Annotated in this window: 17 protein-coding genes and 3 tRNA genes; 4 read left to right on the forward strand and 16 right to left on the reverse strand. The window is 70.2% G+C overall.

The window, feature by feature from the left end; all coding sequences use genetic code 11:
* Nucleotides 1–65: 65 nt before the first annotated feature.
* The 3 genes from ITJ60_RS01070 to ITJ60_RS01080 all read right to left on the reverse strand — a co-directional run bounded on the left by ITJ60_RS01070 (nt 66) and on the right by ITJ60_RS01080 (nt 3360).
* Entirely contained in the window at nt 66–1367 is a 1302-nt protein-coding gene (locus ITJ60_RS01070; RefSeq protein ID WP_194646394.1) for an ABC transporter substrate-binding protein, read from the reverse strand.
* Between the two features lie 104 nt (nt 1368–1471).
* Entirely contained in the window at nt 1472–2617 is a 1146-nt protein-coding gene (locus ITJ60_RS01075) for a Gfo/Idh/MocA family protein (protein WP_123938624.1), read from the reverse strand.
* Nucleotides 2614–3360 carry a sugar phosphate isomerase/epimerase family protein gene (locus ITJ60_RS01080; RefSeq protein WP_194646395.1) on the reverse strand — a complete coding sequence of 249 codons (747 nt, stop codon included), beginning with the start codon at nt 3358–3360 and terminating at the stop codon, nt 2614–2616. The genes ITJ60_RS01075 and ITJ60_RS01080 overlap by 4 nt, the downstream gene beginning before the upstream one ends.
* 144 nt (nt 3361–3504) lie before the next feature.
* On the opposite strand from ITJ60_RS01080, the gene ITJ60_RS01085 reads away from it, so the two are divergent.
* Both ITJ60_RS01085 and ITJ60_RS01090 read left to right on the forward strand, forming a co-directional pair.
* Entirely contained in the window at nt 3505–4716 is a 1212-nt protein-coding gene (locus ITJ60_RS01085) for an ROK family transcriptional regulator (protein ID WP_185002799.1), read from the forward strand.
* 67 nt (nt 4717–4783) lie between these two features.
* Entirely contained in the window at nt 4784–5467 is a 684-nt protein-coding gene (locus ITJ60_RS01090) for a YqaJ viral recombinase family protein (protein WP_123938623.1), read from the forward strand.
* A gap of 9 nt (nt 5468–5476) precedes the next feature.
* Here the strand turns inward: ITJ60_RS01090 and ITJ60_RS01095 are convergent, their stop codons facing one another.
* The 6 genes from ITJ60_RS01095 to ITJ60_RS01120 form a co-directional block, all read right to left on the reverse strand.
* On the reverse strand, nt 5477–6085 hold the full coding sequence (locus tag ITJ60_RS01095; protein ID WP_123938622.1) for a Pr6Pr family membrane protein: 609 nt from the start codon (nt 6083–6085) through the stop codon (nt 5477–5479).
* Nucleotides 6086–6172: 87 nt separating this feature from the next.
* Nucleotides 6173–6862 carry a 50S ribosomal protein L1 gene (gene rplA, locus ITJ60_RS01100; RefSeq protein ID WP_123292110.1) on the reverse strand — a complete coding sequence of 230 codons (690 nt, stop codon included), beginning with the start codon at nt 6860–6862 and terminating at the stop codon, nt 6173–6175.
* 90 nt (nt 6863–6952) lie between these two features.
* A complete protein-coding gene (rplK, locus tag ITJ60_RS01105) occupies nt 6953–7384 on the reverse strand; it encodes a 50S ribosomal protein L11 (protein WP_022906459.1) in 432 nt (143 codons plus the stop codon).
* 144 nt (nt 7385–7528) lie between these two features.
* Nucleotides 7529–8542 (reverse strand): transcription termination/antitermination protein NusG, encoded by a 1014-nt coding sequence (nusG, locus tag ITJ60_RS01110; protein WP_111084261.1) that lies wholly within the window; start codon nt 8540–8542, stop codon nt 7529–7531.
* Between the two features lie 119 nt (nt 8543–8661).
* Complete coding sequence (gene secE / locus ITJ60_RS01115) at nt 8662–8925, reverse strand: preprotein translocase subunit SecE (protein WP_228504884.1); 264 nt, start codon at nt 8923–8925, stop codon at nt 8662–8664.
* 35 nt (nt 8926–8960) lie between these two features.
* Nucleotides 8961–9033 (reverse strand) — tRNA-Trp (locus ITJ60_RS01120).
* Nucleotides 9034–9144: 111 nt separating this feature from the next.
* Between ITJ60_RS01120 and ITJ60_RS01125 the strand changes: the two genes are divergently transcribed.
* Nucleotides 9145–10395: a pyridoxal phosphate-dependent aminotransferase gene (locus tag ITJ60_RS01125; protein WP_194646396.1), complete on the forward strand. Its 1251-nt coding sequence runs from the start codon at nt 9145–9147 to the stop codon at nt 10393–10395.
* Nucleotides 10396–10493: 98 nt separating this feature from the next.
* Here the strand turns inward: ITJ60_RS01125 and ITJ60_RS01130 are convergent, their stop codons facing one another.
* Genes ITJ60_RS01130 through ITJ60_RS01140 form a run of 3 tightly spaced genes read right to left on the reverse strand, consistent with a single transcriptional unit; the run spans nt 10494 to nt 12396 of the window.
* Nucleotides 10494–11510, reverse strand: a complete 1017-nt coding sequence (locus ITJ60_RS01130; protein WP_323749072.1) for a UDP-N-acetylmuramate dehydrogenase — start codon at nt 11508–11510, stop codon at nt 10494–10496.
* Nucleotides 11511–11524: 14 nt separating this feature from the next.
* The gene (locus ITJ60_RS01135; protein WP_194646398.1) at nt 11525–11950 is read right to left on the reverse strand and encodes a MaoC/PaaZ C-terminal domain-containing protein; all 426 of its coding nucleotides are present in this window, start codon (nt 11948–11950) and stop codon (nt 11525–11527) included.
* A complete protein-coding gene (locus tag ITJ60_RS01140; RefSeq protein ID WP_194646399.1) occupies nt 11947–12396 on the reverse strand; it encodes an FAS1-like dehydratase domain-containing protein in 450 nt (149 codons plus the stop codon). Before ITJ60_RS01140 ends, ITJ60_RS01135 begins: the two co-directional genes overlap by 4 nt.
* Before the next feature lie 129 nt (nt 12397–12525).
* Between ITJ60_RS01140 and ITJ60_RS01145 the strand changes: the two genes are divergently transcribed.
* On the forward strand, nt 12526–12924 hold the full coding sequence (locus tag ITJ60_RS01145; RefSeq protein ID WP_194646400.1) for a hypothetical protein: 399 nt from the start codon (nt 12526–12528) through the stop codon (nt 12922–12924).
* Nucleotides 12925–13179: 255 nt separating this feature from the next.
* On the opposite strand, the gene ITJ60_RS01150 is transcribed toward ITJ60_RS01145, so the two are convergent.
* The 4 genes from ITJ60_RS01150 to ITJ60_RS01165 form a co-directional block, all read right to left on the reverse strand.
* Nucleotides 13180–13253, reverse strand: a tRNA-Met gene (locus ITJ60_RS01150).
* A gap of 32 nt (nt 13254–13285) precedes the next feature.
* Nucleotides 13286–13357 (reverse strand) — tRNA-Thr (locus tag ITJ60_RS01155).
* 93 nt (nt 13358–13450) lie between these two features.
* Nucleotides 13451–14677, reverse strand: coding sequence for a peptidoglycan DD-metalloendopeptidase family protein (locus tag ITJ60_RS01160; protein WP_194646401.1), 1227 nt, complete (start codon nt 14675–14677; stop codon nt 13451–13453).
* A gap of 148 nt (nt 14678–14825) precedes the next feature.
* A complete protein-coding gene (locus ITJ60_RS01165; protein ID WP_194646402.1) occupies nt 14826–15647 on the reverse strand; it encodes an inositol monophosphatase family protein in 822 nt (273 codons plus the stop codon).
* Nucleotides 15648–15665: the final 18 nt, after the last annotated feature.

The raw sequence follows: 15665 nt of genomic DNA on the forward strand, positions 1-15665 counted from the left end.
GCTGTGGACGCGAGGGGTGGAGGCCCGGGGCGTCCTTGCGGACGCGCCCGGGCCTCCTGGGTGGATCAGCCGTTCGCCTGGGACACCTGGTCCTGGGCGGTCTGCAGCGCGGTCTTGATGTCGCTGTCGGACACGGAGCCGCCGGTTGCGATCTTGGCGAACATGTCGTTCATCGCCTTGCCGACGGTGGATTCGAACTGGTCCTCGGCGGGGACCAGCGGGAGGGGCTTGGCCTTGTTGTTGTAGATGTCGAGGAACGTCTTCGTCTGCTCGTCGGTGACCGAGTCAGCCGCGGCGGCGAGCACCGGGAGGGCCGAGTACGGCTTGTCGAGCGTCGTCTGCGTGTCCGCGCTCGTCATGTACTTGACGAACTTGAGCGCGCCGTCCTTGTTCTTCGTGTTCTTGAAGATCGACAGGTTGATGCCGGCCGGGAACGACGCGATGTCCTCGCCGTCAGCGGTGGTCGGGAACGGCACGACGCCGAACTCGTCCGTCTTCATGCCCTGCGAGGTGATCGTCGCGTTCGCGTTGTTCTGCGTCAGCATCATCGCGGCCTTGCCGTTCGCGAAGTCCGAGACGGCCTGTGTGCCGTTGTCGTACTGCGCGTTCGAGGTGTTGACCACCTTGTCGGACTGCATCAGGTCGAGGTAGCGCTTGATGCCGTCGACGTTCGCCTTGTCGGTGAAGGTCGGCTTGCCGTCCTTGTCGAACCACTCGCCACCGTTCTGCGCCGAGGTGATGAACGCGAAGTGCGAGTTCTCGGTGTACGAACCACCGGCGATGGTGAAGCCGTACTTGCCGCCGGTCGTGAGCTTCTTGGCGTCCGCCGTGAGGTCTTCCCACGTGGTCGGTGCCTCGAGGCCGGCGTTCTTGAACATGGACTTGTTGTAGTACAGGCCGTACGCGAGGCCGTAGAGCGGGACGCTCGTGACGGTCTTGCCGGGGGCGCCACCGGTGGAGAGCGCGACCTTGCCGAACTTGTCGGCACCGCCGATCGCCTTCATCTCGGAGTCGCCGTACTCCTGGAACGCACCGGTCGCCTGGAGCGAGGTGGCCCAGGTGTTGCCGATGTTGACGACGTCCGGGCCCTGACCCGAGGTGACGGCGGTCTGGATCTTCGTCTGCAGGTCGTTCCAGCCGATGACCTGGAGGTCGACCTTGATCCCGGTCTCCTTCGTGAACTTCTTGAGGACGGGGGTCAGCACCTCCTTGTCGTTCTGGAGCGACGTGCCCTGGTTGGACGCCCAGTAGGTGAGCGTCTTGGAGTCGCCGGAGGAACCGGACGACCCGGAGGAGCAGGCTGCGAGGCCGGTCACGGTGAGTGCGGCGGCCGCGGTGATGGCCAGTGCGCGGATGGCAGTGCGCATGACTCTCTACTTTCTCGTCGTTGAGATGGTGCAGGGATGGTGCAGGGGTGGTGCGGGATGGAACTTCGGGTGCTGCTGTGGTGTGCGGGGCGGATCCGGGCCGGTCAGGCCAGGGTCTGCTCCGCGGGGTCCCAGCCCTCGGGGAGGGTCTGGGAGGGCGACACGGTGCTCTCGACGAGCACCGCCTCGCCACGTTCTGCCGCCTCGGCGATGGAGACCATCACGTCGAGGACGTGGAAGGCGAGTGCACCGGGGACCCGGTTCTCGTCGCCGGCGCGGAGCGAGCGGGCGAGGTCGACCACGCCGGTGCCGCGCGAGTACGTGGAGCCGACCGCGGGGATCGTCTCGGGCTCCTCGGCGCCGAGCGCGTACAGCTCGGTGTCGCCGTCGAAGTTGTTCGGGTCCGGGAACACGACGGTGCCGGTCTCGCCCGCGATCTCGACGACGCCCGTGCGACCGCGGTCCGACTCGAACGAGAAGACGCTCTGCGCGCTCCCGCCGTCCTCGAACTCGATCAGTGCGGAGTGGTTCGTCGGGACGTCGACGGGGAACTCGGTGCCCGCCTTCGGGCCGGAGCCGATCGTGCGCGTGGCACGGGACTTGGACGCCGTCGCCGTGACCTTCTTCACCGGACCGAACGTCTGCACCAGGGTGGTGATGTAGTACGGGCCGATGTCGAACAGCGGGCCCGCGCCGTACGCGAAGAGGAACTCGGGGCTCGGGTGCCAGGACTCCGGGCCGGGGCTCTGGAAGAGCGTCAGGCCGTTGAGCGGCTTGCCGATGCGGCCGTCGCGGATGGTGCGGAGCGCGGTCTGCAGGCCGGCACCGAGGAAGGTGTCGGGTGCGACGCTGACGGTCTTGCCCGCGGCACGTGCGGCGTCACGGAGTTCGGTCGCGCTCTCGCGGTCGAGGGCGTAGGGCTTCTCGCCCCACACGTGCTTGCCGGCGGCGAGGACCTGCAGGGCGACCTCGACGTGGGCGGCCGGGATCGTGAGGTTGACGACGATCTCGATGTCGTCGTCGGCCAGGAGCTCCTCGACGGTGCCCGACCCGGCGACGCCCCACTTCTCGGCCTGGGCGGCTGCGCGCGGCAGGTCGATGTCGGCGATGAAGCGGACCTCGACGTCGGGGAAGACGGTGAGGTTCGACAGGTACTGGTCGGAGATGACCCCGGCGCCGATGACGCCGACGCCGACGCGGCCGGTCCGGGTGCTGCTGTCGAGGGCGGTGGACGCCGTGGTGTCGGTCATGCGCGGGCCCCCTCGAGGAACGTGTACGAGTCGGCGACCGCCTGGAAGACGTCGCCCTCGTGGCCGTCGAGCTCGACGACGTGGAGTGCGTCGGGGGCGGCGGCGAGGATCTCGCGGACCGGCATGATGCCGTTGCCCACGGCGACCTGCTTGTCGTCGTCGTGCGAGCCGTCGCCGTCCTTGACGTGCAGGAACTCGATCTTGTCGCCGTACTTGCCGATGATCGCCACCGGGTCGTCACCGCCGACCGTGACCCAGTAGGTGTCGAGCTCGAGCACGACGTCGTCGGACAGCGCTTCGGCGAAGACCTCGTAGGCGCTGACGCCGTCGATGCGGTTCGAGAACTCGAACGCGTGGTTGTGGTAGCCGAGCACCAGGCCGTGGTCGGCCGCGCGGGGGGCGAGGGCGCTCAGTTCGCGGGCGATGGCCTCGACGTCCTCGCGGGTGGTCCAGCGGGCCTCGTCGATGTGCGGGTCGATCAGGGTGCCGAGTCCGACGGTGACGCTCGCGTGGAAGATCCGCTCGAGGTCCTGCTCGCCGGCGTCCAGCAGCCGTGCGTGTCCGCTCGGGGCGGCCAGGCCGGCGTCGCGCAGCGCGGCGGCGAGTTCGTCGGCGTTGTCGACGAAGCCGAAGGCCTCGACGTTCGTGTAGCCGATGTCGGCGATGCGCTGGAGCGTGCCGGGCAGGTCGGCCGAGAGGGCGTCGCGGACGGTGTAGAGCTGAACCGAGATCGGTTGGGTCACCAGGGGTTCTCCTCGTCGAGATGGTGCGGTCGTCACTGACCGAGCGTCACACTATGACCACTTCTGTCGGCGGTCAAGCAGAAGTTCGTGGAAGGTCGACGAACTTCGTTGCGTGGCGCGTTCGATGTGTGCTTCACTCCCCCCATGGTCGACTTGACTCGGACGGCAGCGTCGCCTCCGGTCGGGACGAGCGAGCTCTTCCAGATCCTCCGCGACGGCGTGCCGCGGACCCGGGCCGAGCTCGCCGCACTGACAGGACTCGCACGCTCCACAATCGGCGTGCGCCTGGATTCCCTCATCGAGGTCGGTCTCGTCGGCCCCGTCGACACCGCCGTCTCCACCGGAGGACGGCCGCCGGCTCAGGTGGCGCTGAAGCCCCGCGCCCGGCTCGTGATCGCCGCCGATCTCGGCGCCTCGCACGGCCGTGTCGCCGTCACCGACCTGGTCGCCGCCCCGCTCGCCACCCGTGAAGCACGCATCGACATCGCCGCCGGCCCGGTGGAGACCCTGTCGTGGCTCGTCGCCACCATCGACGAGCTGCTCGACGAGGTCGGCCGCGCCCGACAGGACGTCATCGCCATCGGCATCGGCGTGCCCGGTCCGGTGGAGTTCTCGACCGGACGCCCGGCGAACCCCCCGATCATGCCCGGGTGGGACGGCTTCGACGTGCCGTCGTGGCTCCGCCAGCACATCGCGGCGCACGTCCTGCTCGACAACGACGTGAACATCGCGGCCCTCGGCGAACGGGAGCACGGCTGGCCCGACGTCGACCACCTGTTGTTCGTCAAGGTCGCCACCGGCATCGGGTCCGGCATCGTGTCGGACGGCGAACTGCAACGCGGCGCCCAGGGCACCGCCGGTGACATCGGCCACGTGCGGGTGTCCCGCGCCGGCGACGTCCCCTGCCACTGCGGCAACACCGGGTGCCTCGAGGCGGTGGCGTCCGGTCCGGCGATCGCCCGTGCCCTGCGCGCGAAGGGGCACGACGCCCACACCGGCGCCGACGTGCTGGACCTGGTGAACCGCTCCGACCTCGACGCGATCTACGCCGTCCGACAGGCGGGCCGCGACATCGGCGAGGTGCTCGCCACGTGCGTCTCGCTCATGAACCCGTCGGTGATCGTCCTGGGCGGCTCGATCACGCAGGCCGGGGAGCACCTGCTCGCCGGCGTCCGCGAGGTCGTCTACTCGCGGTCGATGCCGCTCGCCACCGAGCACCTCGTCATCGCCCAGTCGCGTGCGGGGTCGCTCGCCGCGCTGCAGGGAGCAGCGGCGCTCGCGATCGGCTACGCGCTCTCCCCCGCCGGCGTCGACGAGCTGGTCGCCTACGCCGAAGGGCGCGAGCTGGTCTCCTGACGGGTGCGCCGCGCCTCGTGAGCGCGTCGGATTCGGTCTTGCCGGTGGTCGGGGGGAGAATCGTCGGGTGACGATCGTGCAGCCCACCCTGTGGGGCGACCTGGACCCCGGACTGGAGGAGCTGTCTGCCTCCGCCACGCCAGCTGCGGTCCCCGGGCGCGATGCGTTCACCGCCCTGCGCGGCCACACCGAGCGGATCGTCGCGCACTCCTCGGACCGCTTCGCCTGGCTCCGCGCCCGCGCCGCGGGCATCACCGCGACCGACGTCGCCCGGCTCGCCTCGCTGCACGCGGTCGAGGCCGTCGTCACCGAGAAGCGCTACGGCTCACGGTTCTCCGGCAACGCGTTCACCGAGCACGGCAAGGACCGCGAGCCCCACATCGCCGCCTGGGTCGCGGCCACGCACGGCATCCAGCCCTCGGCGCACCTGTTCCACGCCGCCGCGAACCGGGCGCACCTCGCCACCCCGGACGGTGTCGGTGTCCAGGGCTCACGCGTGGTGCTCGCCGAGATCAAGACCACCGCGAAGGGCTGGCGGAGCATCCCCCGGCACTACCTGCGGCAGATCTGGTGGCAGCAGTACGTGCTCGGCGCCGATCGCACCCTGTTCGTCTGGGAGCGCCACGACGGCTTCGTCCCCGTCGCCGACGAGCCCGAGTGCCGCTGGGTCGATCGTGACGACGACCAGATCCGCGGACTCGTGCAGCTCGCCGACCTGGTGCTCGACAAGCTGCGCGACTTCCGCTCGTAGCCCGTCAGCTCAGACCTTGACCAGTCGCAGCCGGCTCATCCCCACGACCAGGACGCCGAGCAACCCGATCGAGACGCCCACGCCGACGCAGTAGATCGCCACGACGCCGTACCCCTGCGCCGGGTCGAGGAACGGGTACGGCACCCAGCCGTCGGTCGCACCCCGGATCAGGATGACGATCGTCCACACCGCGGGGTAGATCAGGAACCACCAGACGTGGCGGAGGAGCAGCTTCGACCGGTCCGAGAACAGCAGCCAGTCGAGCACCGCGTACGCGGGGATGACCTTGTGCAGCACGTCGTTCGACCACTGCACGCTCGCCGACACGTCGACGTTCGTCAGCAGGGTGTTGTAGACGATCCCGGTCGTCGCGATGTAGACCGTGCCGGCACCCCGGAGCAGGCTCACCCGCAGATCCCCACGCTTGCGGCGGGCCGAGGCGACGAGGGTCACCGCCAGGGCCACGGCGATGATGACGTTCGACTGGATCGTGAAGTAGCCGAAGAAGTTCCACGGGTTGTAGACGTCCGTCTTGGAGCTGACGAGCCACTGGGCGACGATCGCGACCACGACGGCGATGACGGCGATGAGCCGGAGCGAGTTCACGAGGGTGCGCACGGGACCACGCTACCGGGACGCGCGCCCCGACATGCGAAGAGGCCCGCACCGGAACCGGTGCGGGCCTCTTCGAGACTGATCAGGAGATCAGATGCTGTTGACGTCCAGCGGGATGCCGGGACCGAAGGTCGTCGAGACGGCGCCCTTCATGACGTAACGGCCCTTCGAGGAGCTCGGCTTGAGGCGGTTGATCTCCTCGAGCGCGGTCGAGATGTTCTCGTCGAGCTGCTCCGGCGTGAACGAGGCCTTGCCGACGACGAAGTGCACGTTGGCGTGCTTGTCGACGCGGAACTCGATCTTGCCACCCTTGATGTCGTTGACGGCCTGCGCCACGTTCGGGGTCACGGTGCCGGTCTTCGGGTTCGGCATGAGGCCACGCGGGCCGAGCACCTTGCCGAGACGACCGACCTTGCCCATGAGCTCGGGCGTCGCGACGGCGGAGTCGAAGGACGTGTAGCCCTCGGCGACCTTCGCGATGAGCTCGTCGCCACCGACCTCGTCGGCGCCGGCTGCGATCGCGGCCTCGGCCGCTGCACCCGTCGCGAACACGATGACGCGGGCGGTCTTGCCCGTGCCGTGCGGCAGGATGACCGTGCCGCGGACCATCTGGTCCGCCTTGCGCGGGTCGACGCCGAGCTTCAGTGCGACCTCGACCGTGGAGTCGGTCTTCGCAGAACCGGTCTCCTTGGCCAGGGCGACTGCCTCGGTCGGGGTGTAGAACTTGTCGGCCTCGATCTTCGCGGCCGCGGCTTCGTAGGCCTTGGACTTCTTCGCCATGGTGGTCTCCTTGCGAGATACGTGGTTGACGAGCCGGCGCGGCTCTCCCACGGAAAGGTGTCTGGGTGTGGGCCGGAGCCCGATCGGTGCTTAGGCCTCGACCGTGATGCCCATCGAGCGTGCGGTGCCGGCGATGATCTTCGCGGCCTGCTCGATGTCGTTGGCGTTCAGGTCGGCCTGCTTGGTCTCGGCGATCTGACGGACCTGGTCCATCGAGATCTTCGCGACCTTGACCGTGTGCGGGGTCGCGGACCCCTTCTGCACACCAGCAGCCTTCTTGATGAGCTCAGCGGCCGGCGGGGTCTTGAGGACGAACGTGAACGAACGGTCCTCGTAGACGGTGATCTCGACCGGCACGACGTTGCCACGCTGCGACTCGGTCGCCGCGTTGTACGCCTTGCAGAACTCCATGATGTTGACGCCGTGCTGACCGAGTGCCGGACCGATCGGCGGGGCCGGGTTGGCGGCTCCCGCGTTGATCTGCAGCTTGATCAGGCCCGTGACCTTCTTCTTCGGTGCCATGACTTGTCTTCCTCCTGGAATCGAACGCACGGGGATCCGTGCACTCTCCCGCTGGTCCGGCCGTTCCGGACCGCGGTGAAGGCCCACACGCACGAGGCGTGCGGGCCCAAACTCGATGAGTCTACCCGAACGGGGAGACCTGGACTAGAGCTTCGTGACCTGGTCGAAGCTGAGCTCGACCGGGGTCTCGCGCTCGAACAGCGAGACGAGGACGGTGAGCTTGCCGCTCTCCGGCTTGATCTCGGAGATCGAACCCGGCAGGCCCGCGAACGAGCCTTCCTTGATGGTGATCGTCTCGCCGACCTCGAAGTCGACCTCGGCAGCGGGCTGCGCCTGCAGGGAACCGCCGGACTTCGAGCCACCCTTGGTCGGGGCAGCCTCGGCGACCTGCACGAGGGACTTCAGCATGCCGAACGCCTCGTCGAAACGGAGCGGCGTCGGGTTGTGGGCGTTGCCGACGAAGCCGGTGACACCGGGGGTGTGCCGGACGACGGACCACGAGTCCTCGTTGAGGTCCATGCGGACGAGCACGTACGAGGGGATCCGGACGCGGGTGACCAGCTTGCGCTGCCCGTTCTTGATCTCGACGACGTCCTCCATCGGGACCTCGACCTGGTAGATCGACTCCTCCATCGACATCGACACCATGCGGTTCTCGATGTTCGACTTCACGCGGCGCTCGAAGCCCGCGTAGGAGTGGATGACGTACCACTTGCCCGGCTTCATCCGCAGCTCGACCTTGAAGGCCTCGTACGGGTCGACCTCGGCCTCTTCGGCGTCGTCGTCCTCGGCGTCGATCGCCTCGTCGGCGGCGAGGGTCTCGTTCGCCTCTTCGGCGGTCTCGGACTCGAGCTCGATCTCTTCCTCGTCCTCGACCGCCTCGACGGCGGCCTCGGCCTCGTCGGCGGAGTCGATCTCGAGGGCGTCCTCGACGACGGCGTCGGCCTCGGGGTCCTTGGACTCCTGCAGTGCCGTCAGCTCCTCGTCGATGCCGAGGGACTCGTCGTCCTCGGACTCGACGGAGATCGCGCGCTCCTCGGCGGACTCGGCGGAGCGCTCCTCGCCGGTCTCGACGTCGCCTTCCTGGTTCTCCTCGACCTCGGAGGACTGCTCGGCAGCCGTCGCGAGGTCGATGTCGTCGCGGGAGTAGTCAGACACAGTCGATTCTTTCCGTTCGGTGGTGCGGGTCGGGATGGCGGACGGTCCTGGTCACGATCGGCACCGTCTCGGGCGACCGTACTCCAGTGGACTGACGCACTCGGCAGTCGACGTCCGGGTCAGGCCGTGGGCCCGTTGCCGAAGACGTACCCGACGCCGAGACCGAACACGAAGTCGAGGATCGACACCAGGATCATCATCACGACGACGAAGACGAGCACGACCAGCGTGTAGCTGAAGAGCTCCTTGCGGGTCGGCGTCACGACCTTGCGAAGTTCGCCGATCACCTGACGGATGAAGAGCACGATGGCAGCGATCGGACCCCGGCGCTCGGCCCGGTCCTGCTTCGCCTTGGCGACGACGTCGTCCGCCGTCGTCTCCATGTCTTTGCTCGCCAACTTCTACCCTTCCAGAGTTGCAGGGCGGACAGGACTCGAACCTGCAACCTGCGGTTTTGGAGACCGCTGCTCTACCAATTGAGCCACCGCCCTTCAGAGCACGTCCGTCACCGATCGTGTTCCGGTGGTCGAGTGTACGGGAGTCCGTCACACGGTGTCCACTTGGCCCCCTCCACGGCGTGCCGCGCCGATAGGCTGGCACCCGTGAGCACCGCAGCCCCCGGCCCCGAGTCCACCGCAACCCCCGCCGCCGCGCCGACCGATCGGCCGCGGATCGCGTCCCGCATCGCGGCGATCGCCGAGTCCGCGACGCTCAAGGTCGACGCGAAGGCCAAGGCCCTGAAGGCCGCGGGCCGCCCCGTCATCTCCTTCGCCGCGGGCGAGCCCGACTTCGCCACGCCCGACCACGTGGTCGCCGCCGCGGTCGAGGCCGCACAGGACCCGAAGAACCACCGGTACACGCCGGCGACCGGGCTGCCGGAGCTGAAGCAGGCCATCGCCGAGAAGACCGCACGCGAGTCCGGCATCACCGTCGACCCGTCGCGGGTGATCGTCACCAACGGCGGCAAGCAGGCCGTCTACCAGGCGTTCCAGACGATCGTCGACGCCGGCGACGAGGTCCTGCTCCCCGCCCCGTACTGGACCACCTACCCCGAGGCCATCCGCCTGGCCGGTGGCGAGCCGGTCGAGGTCTTCGCCGGCAGCGACCAGGGCTACCTCGTCACCGTCGAGCAGCTCGAGGCCGCGCGCACCCCGAAGACGAAGGCGCTGCTGTTCTGCTCGCCGTCGAACCCGACCGGCGCCGTGTACACCGCCGAGCAGACCACGGCCATCGGCGAGTGGGCACTCGAGAACGGCATCTGGGTGATCAGCGACGAGATCTACCAGGACCTCGTGTACGACGGACTCCGCTTCACCGGCATCCTCGACGCCGTGCCGGCCCTCGCCGACACCACCATCCTGGTCAACGGCGTCGCGAAGACCTACGCGATGACCGGCTGGCGCGTGGGCTGGTTCATCGGCCCGGCCGACGCGGTCAAGGCCGCGTCGAACCTGCAGTCGCACCTGTCGTCGAACGTGTCGAACGTGTCCCAGCGGGCCGCCATCGCCGCCCTCACCGGGCCGCAGGAGCCGGTGGCGGCCATGCGCGAGGCCTTCGACCGCCGTCGCCAGGCCATCGTCGCCGGGCTCAACGCGATCCCGGGCTTCGTCACGCCGACCCCGCAGGGCGCCTTCTACGTCTACCCCGACGTCACCGCACTGCTCGGTCGCGAGTGGGCGGGCTCGACCCCGACGACGACCCTCGAGCTGGCCGACCTGATCCTCGAGCACGCCGAGGTCGCGGTCGTCCCCGGCGAGGCGTTCGGTCCGTCCGGCTACCTGCGCCTGTCGTACGCGCTCGGCGACGACGACATCGCCGAGGGTGTGGCCCGCCTGGCGGAGTTCTTCGCGTAGTCCCCGCCGAACGCAGAACGGGCCGCCTCGCCGAGGTGGCCCGTTCTGCGTTCCGGGAGGCCCGTGGCCGGGTCGTGCCCGTGCCCGCGCCCGTGCGTTCAGTCGAGCAGGTCCCCCACCACGACGGGCTCCGGCACGAGCGACACCCCGAAGCGGTTCAGGACCGTGACCTGCACGTACCGTGCGAGCTCGGCCACCTGGGCCGCCGTCGCGCCGCCACGGTTGGTCAGGGCCAGGGTGTGCTTCGACGAGATCGCCGCGCGCGACCCCGGCACGGCGTAGCCACGGTGCACCCCCGCGTGCTCGATGAGCCAGGCGGCGCTGAGCTTGACGTCGCCGCCGGCCGGCCACCGTGGCGCGTCGGCGGGGAGGGTCTCGGCGAAGGCCGCGGACACGATCGGGTTCGTGAAGAACGACCCGGCACTCCAGGTGTCCCGGTCGTCGGCGTCGAGCACCATGCCCTTCGAGGCGCGCAGACGCAGGACCTCGTCGCGGACCGTCGTGGGTTCCACGAGGGCACCGAGGTCGACCCCGAGCGAACCGGCGAGCTGGGCGTACCGCACCGGCACGCCGTGCTCCCCCGCCGTGCCGAGCCGGAACTCGACCGTCAGCACGACACCGCGGCGTCCGTGCTTGAGGGTCGACGTACGGTAGCCGAGCGCCAGCTCGGCCGCGGGCACCCACGTGCGCTCCCCCGTGGCCGCATCGAGGAACTCGACCCGGGTGAGCACGTCGGAGAGCTCGACCCCGTAGGCGCCGATGTTCTGCACGGGGGCGGCGCCGACGGTGCCCGGGATGCCGCTGAGGGCCTCCAGGCCGGTCCAACCGTTCGCGACGGTGGTGGCGACGAACGCGTCCCAGGGTTCGCCGGCGGCGACGCGGACGGTGACGCCGTCGGCGTCCGCGTCGGCGTCCACCCCCGACGTGCGGACCAGGACGACGGTGCCGTCGAAGCCGGAGTCGGCGACCAGCACGTTGCTGCCGCCGCCGAGGACCAGCCACTCGTGGTCGTCCCACGCGGAGCGCGTGTGGGCGACGAGCTCGTCGGTCGTCGTGGCCGTGAGCAGCCGGGCGGCCGCCCCACCGACGCCGAGCGTCGTGAGGTCGGCGAGCACCGGCTCGTGCACGGTCAGCGGAACGCCACCGTGACCTGCGCCTTGCCGAGCACGGTCTGCCCGCCGGCGGTCACGGTGAGGTCGATGCGCTTCGGTCGGCCGTCGTCGTCGACGGTGCCGACCTTGGCGACGATGCCGACGGTCGCGCCCTGCTCCGGGTCCACGACGACGGGGCGGGTGAAGCGGACGCCGTAGCCAGCGACCCAGCCGCTGTCGCCGAGCCACTCGGAGACCGGCTGCACGGCGAGGCCCATCGTGAGCATGCCGTGCGCGAGCACGCCGGGCAGACCGACCGAGGCCGCGACGTCGTCGCGGTAGTGGATCGGGTTGAAGTCACCGGAGGCGCCGGCGTAGCGGACGAGCGAGTCGCGGGTGACGTGCACCTCGCGCTCGGTGACCACCGTGCCGACCTCGATCGCGGTGGCGGGTGCGGCGGTCATGCGTCGTCTCCTCGGACCACGAGGGTCGACGTCGCCGTGACGACGTGCTCCCCCGCGGCGTCGTTCATGGTGCTCTGGGCCGTGACCATCGCATTGCCGCCGAGCGTCTTGACGCTCGTCACGGTCAGGGTCGCGGTGAGTTCGTCGCCGGCCACGATGGGCCGGTCGTAGGTGAAGGACTGCTCGCCGTGGACGACACGGGAGAAGTCGATGCCGGCGTCCGGCTCGGCGAGGAGCTGCGCGAGCGTGGCTTCCTGCACGACGACCGCGAAGGTCGGCGGGGCGACGACGTCGGCGTACCCGGCGGCGCGGGCCGCGTCGGGTTCGTCGTGGACGGGGTTGGTCGCGAACACCGCGCGCGAGAACTCGCGCACCTTCTCGCGACCGACCAGGTAGGGCAGGGCCGGCGGGAACGTCCTGCCGACGAGCTCGGGGTTCACTGACACGTCGGCAGTCTACCGACGCCCGTCCGGGGGCCTGTCGATGCTGAGGATGCATCGGCTAGGCTTGCTGCGCCGGTTCGGGGGAATCGGCGGTCCGGTCGCGACACCGGATCAGGGGACGGGGGAGCAACGATGGACACCAGGACCGAGTTCGCCGTGCACACGGGCGACCGGTGCACCGCGATGGAGGTCGCCGGCGCGGCGCTCCGCACGGCGGGACACCACGTCGAGTCGACCGGTGGGACCCTCACCGCGACGACCGGCAACCGACTGCTGACGATCCTGCTCGGCGCGCTCGTGCACCCCTCCCGCGAGTTCCGCCGCTACGAGTTGTCGACGACCGTCGCCGGGGCCTCCACCACGATCACACTGCGGCACAGCGGACACGGCACGGCCGTCTCCGGCGGCAGCATCGGCGCGAGCCGGCGACGGGCCGCGTGGCACGAGGTGAACGCGGCGATCGAGCGCGCGCTGCGCGCAGCCGGCGTGTTGCAGACGCGGACCGACACCGGGTCGCACTCCGCGCCGTAGGACCGACCCCAGGGCGGACGGGAGGCCCGGTGCGCGTCCGCCACGTGCCTCCTGGCCGAGACGCCGTCGTGTCCACGGCACACCCCCGACCAAGCGAGACGCCGCCGGGTCTGGAGGCGTGCCGCGACGGTCGAGGCGTCTCACCGGGACGACGGCGTCTCGTGACGGCCGCGTCTCCTGACGGCGGCGTCTCGTGACTGCACAGAACAGCCCGGGAACGACGAAAGCCCGGCGAACAGATCGCCGGGCTTGCTGTAGCGAGGGCGGGACTTGAACCCGCGACCCCACGATTATGAGTCGTGTGCTCTAACCAACTGAGCTACCCCGCCAGAGATCCGGAGCGACACGCGCACCGGGTCGGAGCCCCGAGTCAGGATTGAACTGACGACCCCCTCCTTACCATGGAGGTGCTCTACCACTGAGCTATCGGGGCGATGTGCCGCGAACGGCACCACACGAGGATAGCAGAACCCCGACGCTGCTCCGGAACCGGACGAGACGCCCGGGCGTGCCGCGCCCAGGACCGCTAGTTCGCGTTGGTCTGGAGCCACGCCAGCGGGTCCACGGGGACCCCGTCGACGTGCACTTCGAGGTGCAGGTGCGGGCCCGTGGAGTTGCCCGTGCTGCCCACGAGGCCGAGCTCGTCGCCGACCTCGATCTGCTGACCGGTGACCACCTTGAAGGAGTTGTCCTCCATGTGGCCGTAGACGCTGACGAACTGCTTGCCGTCGACGTCGTGCTCCACCCAGACGTCGTTGCCGAAGCCGCCGTCGTTCGCCTGGACCTTGATGACGGTGCCGGCGGCGATGACCCGGATCGGGGTGCCCTCGCCGGGAGCGAAGTCGACGCCCATGTGGTTCGTCGAGCAGAACGAGCAGCCCGCGACCTGACGACCGCCGAAGCCCGAGGTGATCGGGACGCCGGTGAGGAACGGCCACTGGATCGTGCCGGTCGGGTCGTTGGTGAAGCTCGACGAGTCGACGTTCTTGTACTGCGTGGCGTCCGACACCGTGTACTGGTCGCGGGTCGTCGACCCGTCGGCTGCGGCACTGACGCTCATTGACTGGGTCGCACCGCTCGCCGTCGACCGGACCGCGGTCGAACCGGTCTCCGGCACGTAGAGCGCCTGGGCGGGCAGCGACGTCGAGACGACGAGGCCGGCGACGAAGAGGAGCGCACCGACGGCCGTGACACGCGAGGCCGCTCGGCGGAACGAGGCACCCTGCTTCCGGGCAGCGGGAGCAGCGGCGGGCACGGCGGCGGTGCGGCCGGCCGCGATGTGCCGGGTGGCGCGGTCGACCTGCACAGCGGGTGCGGCACGCCCGGTCCGCCGACGGGACGCCGGGACCTGGCCGATGACACGACGGGGCTGCGGTGCACCGGGCTCCGAGGCCGCGGCGGGCGCGGTGCGCGGTGCGGTGGCGCGGACGTCCGGCGACGTGGGAGCCGGCGGCGTCGTGATGCGCGAGGCCGGGCGGACCGCCGACTCGGGCAGCGCGGGCGACACCGGTGCGAGGTCGATCGGCGACACGGGAGCGGCAGCCGACGACGGCGTGGTCAGCCCGACGACCTCGTCGAACGACGGACCCGCGGCACGGTCGCGTGCGACGTCCTGCGCGTGGTCCTGCGTGACGGGAGCACCCTTCGCAGCCGCTCGCTCCGCCTCGATCCGTGCTCGTCGGGTCAGGTGGACGACCGGGGTGGCGGCGTCGACGGGACCGGTGGGGACGGACGTCAGTGGGGAGTGGGGCATGCGTGCGGTGGCGATCCTGATCGGGGAAGGGGTGCGCTCGTTGGTAACGAGCAGATAACGGGACCTGAGCACGGTAGCAAACGTCGTCGCACGTCGCCAGTCGTGGTCATGTCCACCGGGCACCCCCAGAGCGAGGGACCGACGGACGTCAGACGCCGAGCGCCTCCGCTTCCAGTCCGCGCAGGAGCGCCTCGAGGTCGTCGGCCACCGCGGGGCTCGCGAACAGGAAGGAGCGGGTGCCGCCGGCCTCCCAGATGCGGACCGACGCCCCGGCCTCGCGCGCGACGACGGAGCCGCCGGCCATGTCCCACGGGTTGATCCCGCGCTCGTAGTAGGCGTCGACGACCCCGGCACCGACCGCGCAGCAGTCGAGCGAAGCCGCTCCCCCGCGTCGGATGTCGCGCACCTCGCCGATCAGCCCGGCGAGCACGGACACCTGCTCGCGGCGACGGTCCGCCGTGTACCCGAAGCCCGTCGCCACGAGTGTCTCGGCGAGCGAGGCCGGGGCACTGACGGACAGGGGGACGCCGTCACGGGTGGCGCCCTGTCCGGCGGCGGCACGGAACACCACCCCGGTCGCGGGGGCGACGACGACACCGGCGATCGGCTCCCACGTCGTCGGGTCGGCGGAGCCCCGCACGACGCCGATGCTCACGCCGTACTCGGCGCTGCCGTACAGGTAGTTCACCGTGCCGTCGATCGGGTCGACGACCCAGGTGATGCCGGACTCCCCCGACGCCGAGCCGGACTCCTCGCCGTGGAACGCGTCGTCCGGCCGGGCCTCGGCGATCCGGGCGCGGACGAGCGCCTCGACCTCGCGGTCCGCCGCCGTGACCACGTCGACGATGCTCGACTTCCGGTCGGCGACCTCGACCCCCTCGGCCCGTCGTCGTGCGGCGAGCGTGGCCGCCTCGCGCGCGATCGTCTCGGCGAGGTCGGCGAACTGGGACGGTGTGCAGTCGGATGCCATGCACCGATCCTGCCAGGG

The organism is Curtobacterium sp. VKM Ac-2884, from assembly GCF_015350945.1.
GTDB lineage: Bacteria > Actinomycetota > Actinomycetes > Actinomycetales > Microbacteriaceae > Curtobacterium.

Coding starts and splice junctions, on each gene's coding strand:
- ITJ60_RS01135 (WP_194646398.1), bottom strand. CDS start 11,950: ATGACCGCCGCACCCGCCACCGCGATCGAGGTCGGCACGGTGGTCACC.
- ITJ60_RS01160 (WP_194646401.1), bottom strand. CDS start 14,677: ATGCCCCACTCCCCACTGACGTCCGTCCCCACCGGTCCCGTCGACGCC.
- ITJ60_RS01145 (WP_194646400.1), top strand. CDS start 12,526: ATGGACACCAGGACCGAGTTCGCCGTGCACACGGGCGACCGGTGCACC.
- secE (WP_228504884.1), bottom strand. CDS start 8,925: ATGGAGACGACGGCGGACGACGTCGTCGCCAAGGCGAAGCAGGACCGG.
- ITJ60_RS01070 (WP_194646394.1), bottom strand. CDS start 1,367: ATGCGCACTGCCATCCGCGCACTGGCCATCACCGCGGCCGCCGCACTC.
- ITJ60_RS01165 (WP_194646402.1), bottom strand. CDS start 15,647: ATGGCATCCGACTGCACACCGTCCCAGTTCGCCGACCTCGCCGAGACG.
- rplA (WP_123292110.1), bottom strand. CDS start 6,862: ATGGCGAAGAAGTCCAAGGCCTACGAAGCCGCGGCCGCGAAGATCGAG.
- rplK (WP_022906459.1), bottom strand. CDS start 7,384: ATGGCACCGAAGAAGAAGGTCACGGGCCTGATCAAGCTGCAGATCAAC.
- ITJ60_RS01075 (WP_123938624.1), bottom strand. CDS start 2,617: ATGACCGACACCACGGCGTCCACCGCCCTCGACAGCAGCACCCGGACC.
- ITJ60_RS01085 (WP_185002799.1), top strand. CDS start 3,505: ATGGTCGACTTGACTCGGACGGCAGCGTCGCCTCCGGTCGGGACGAGC.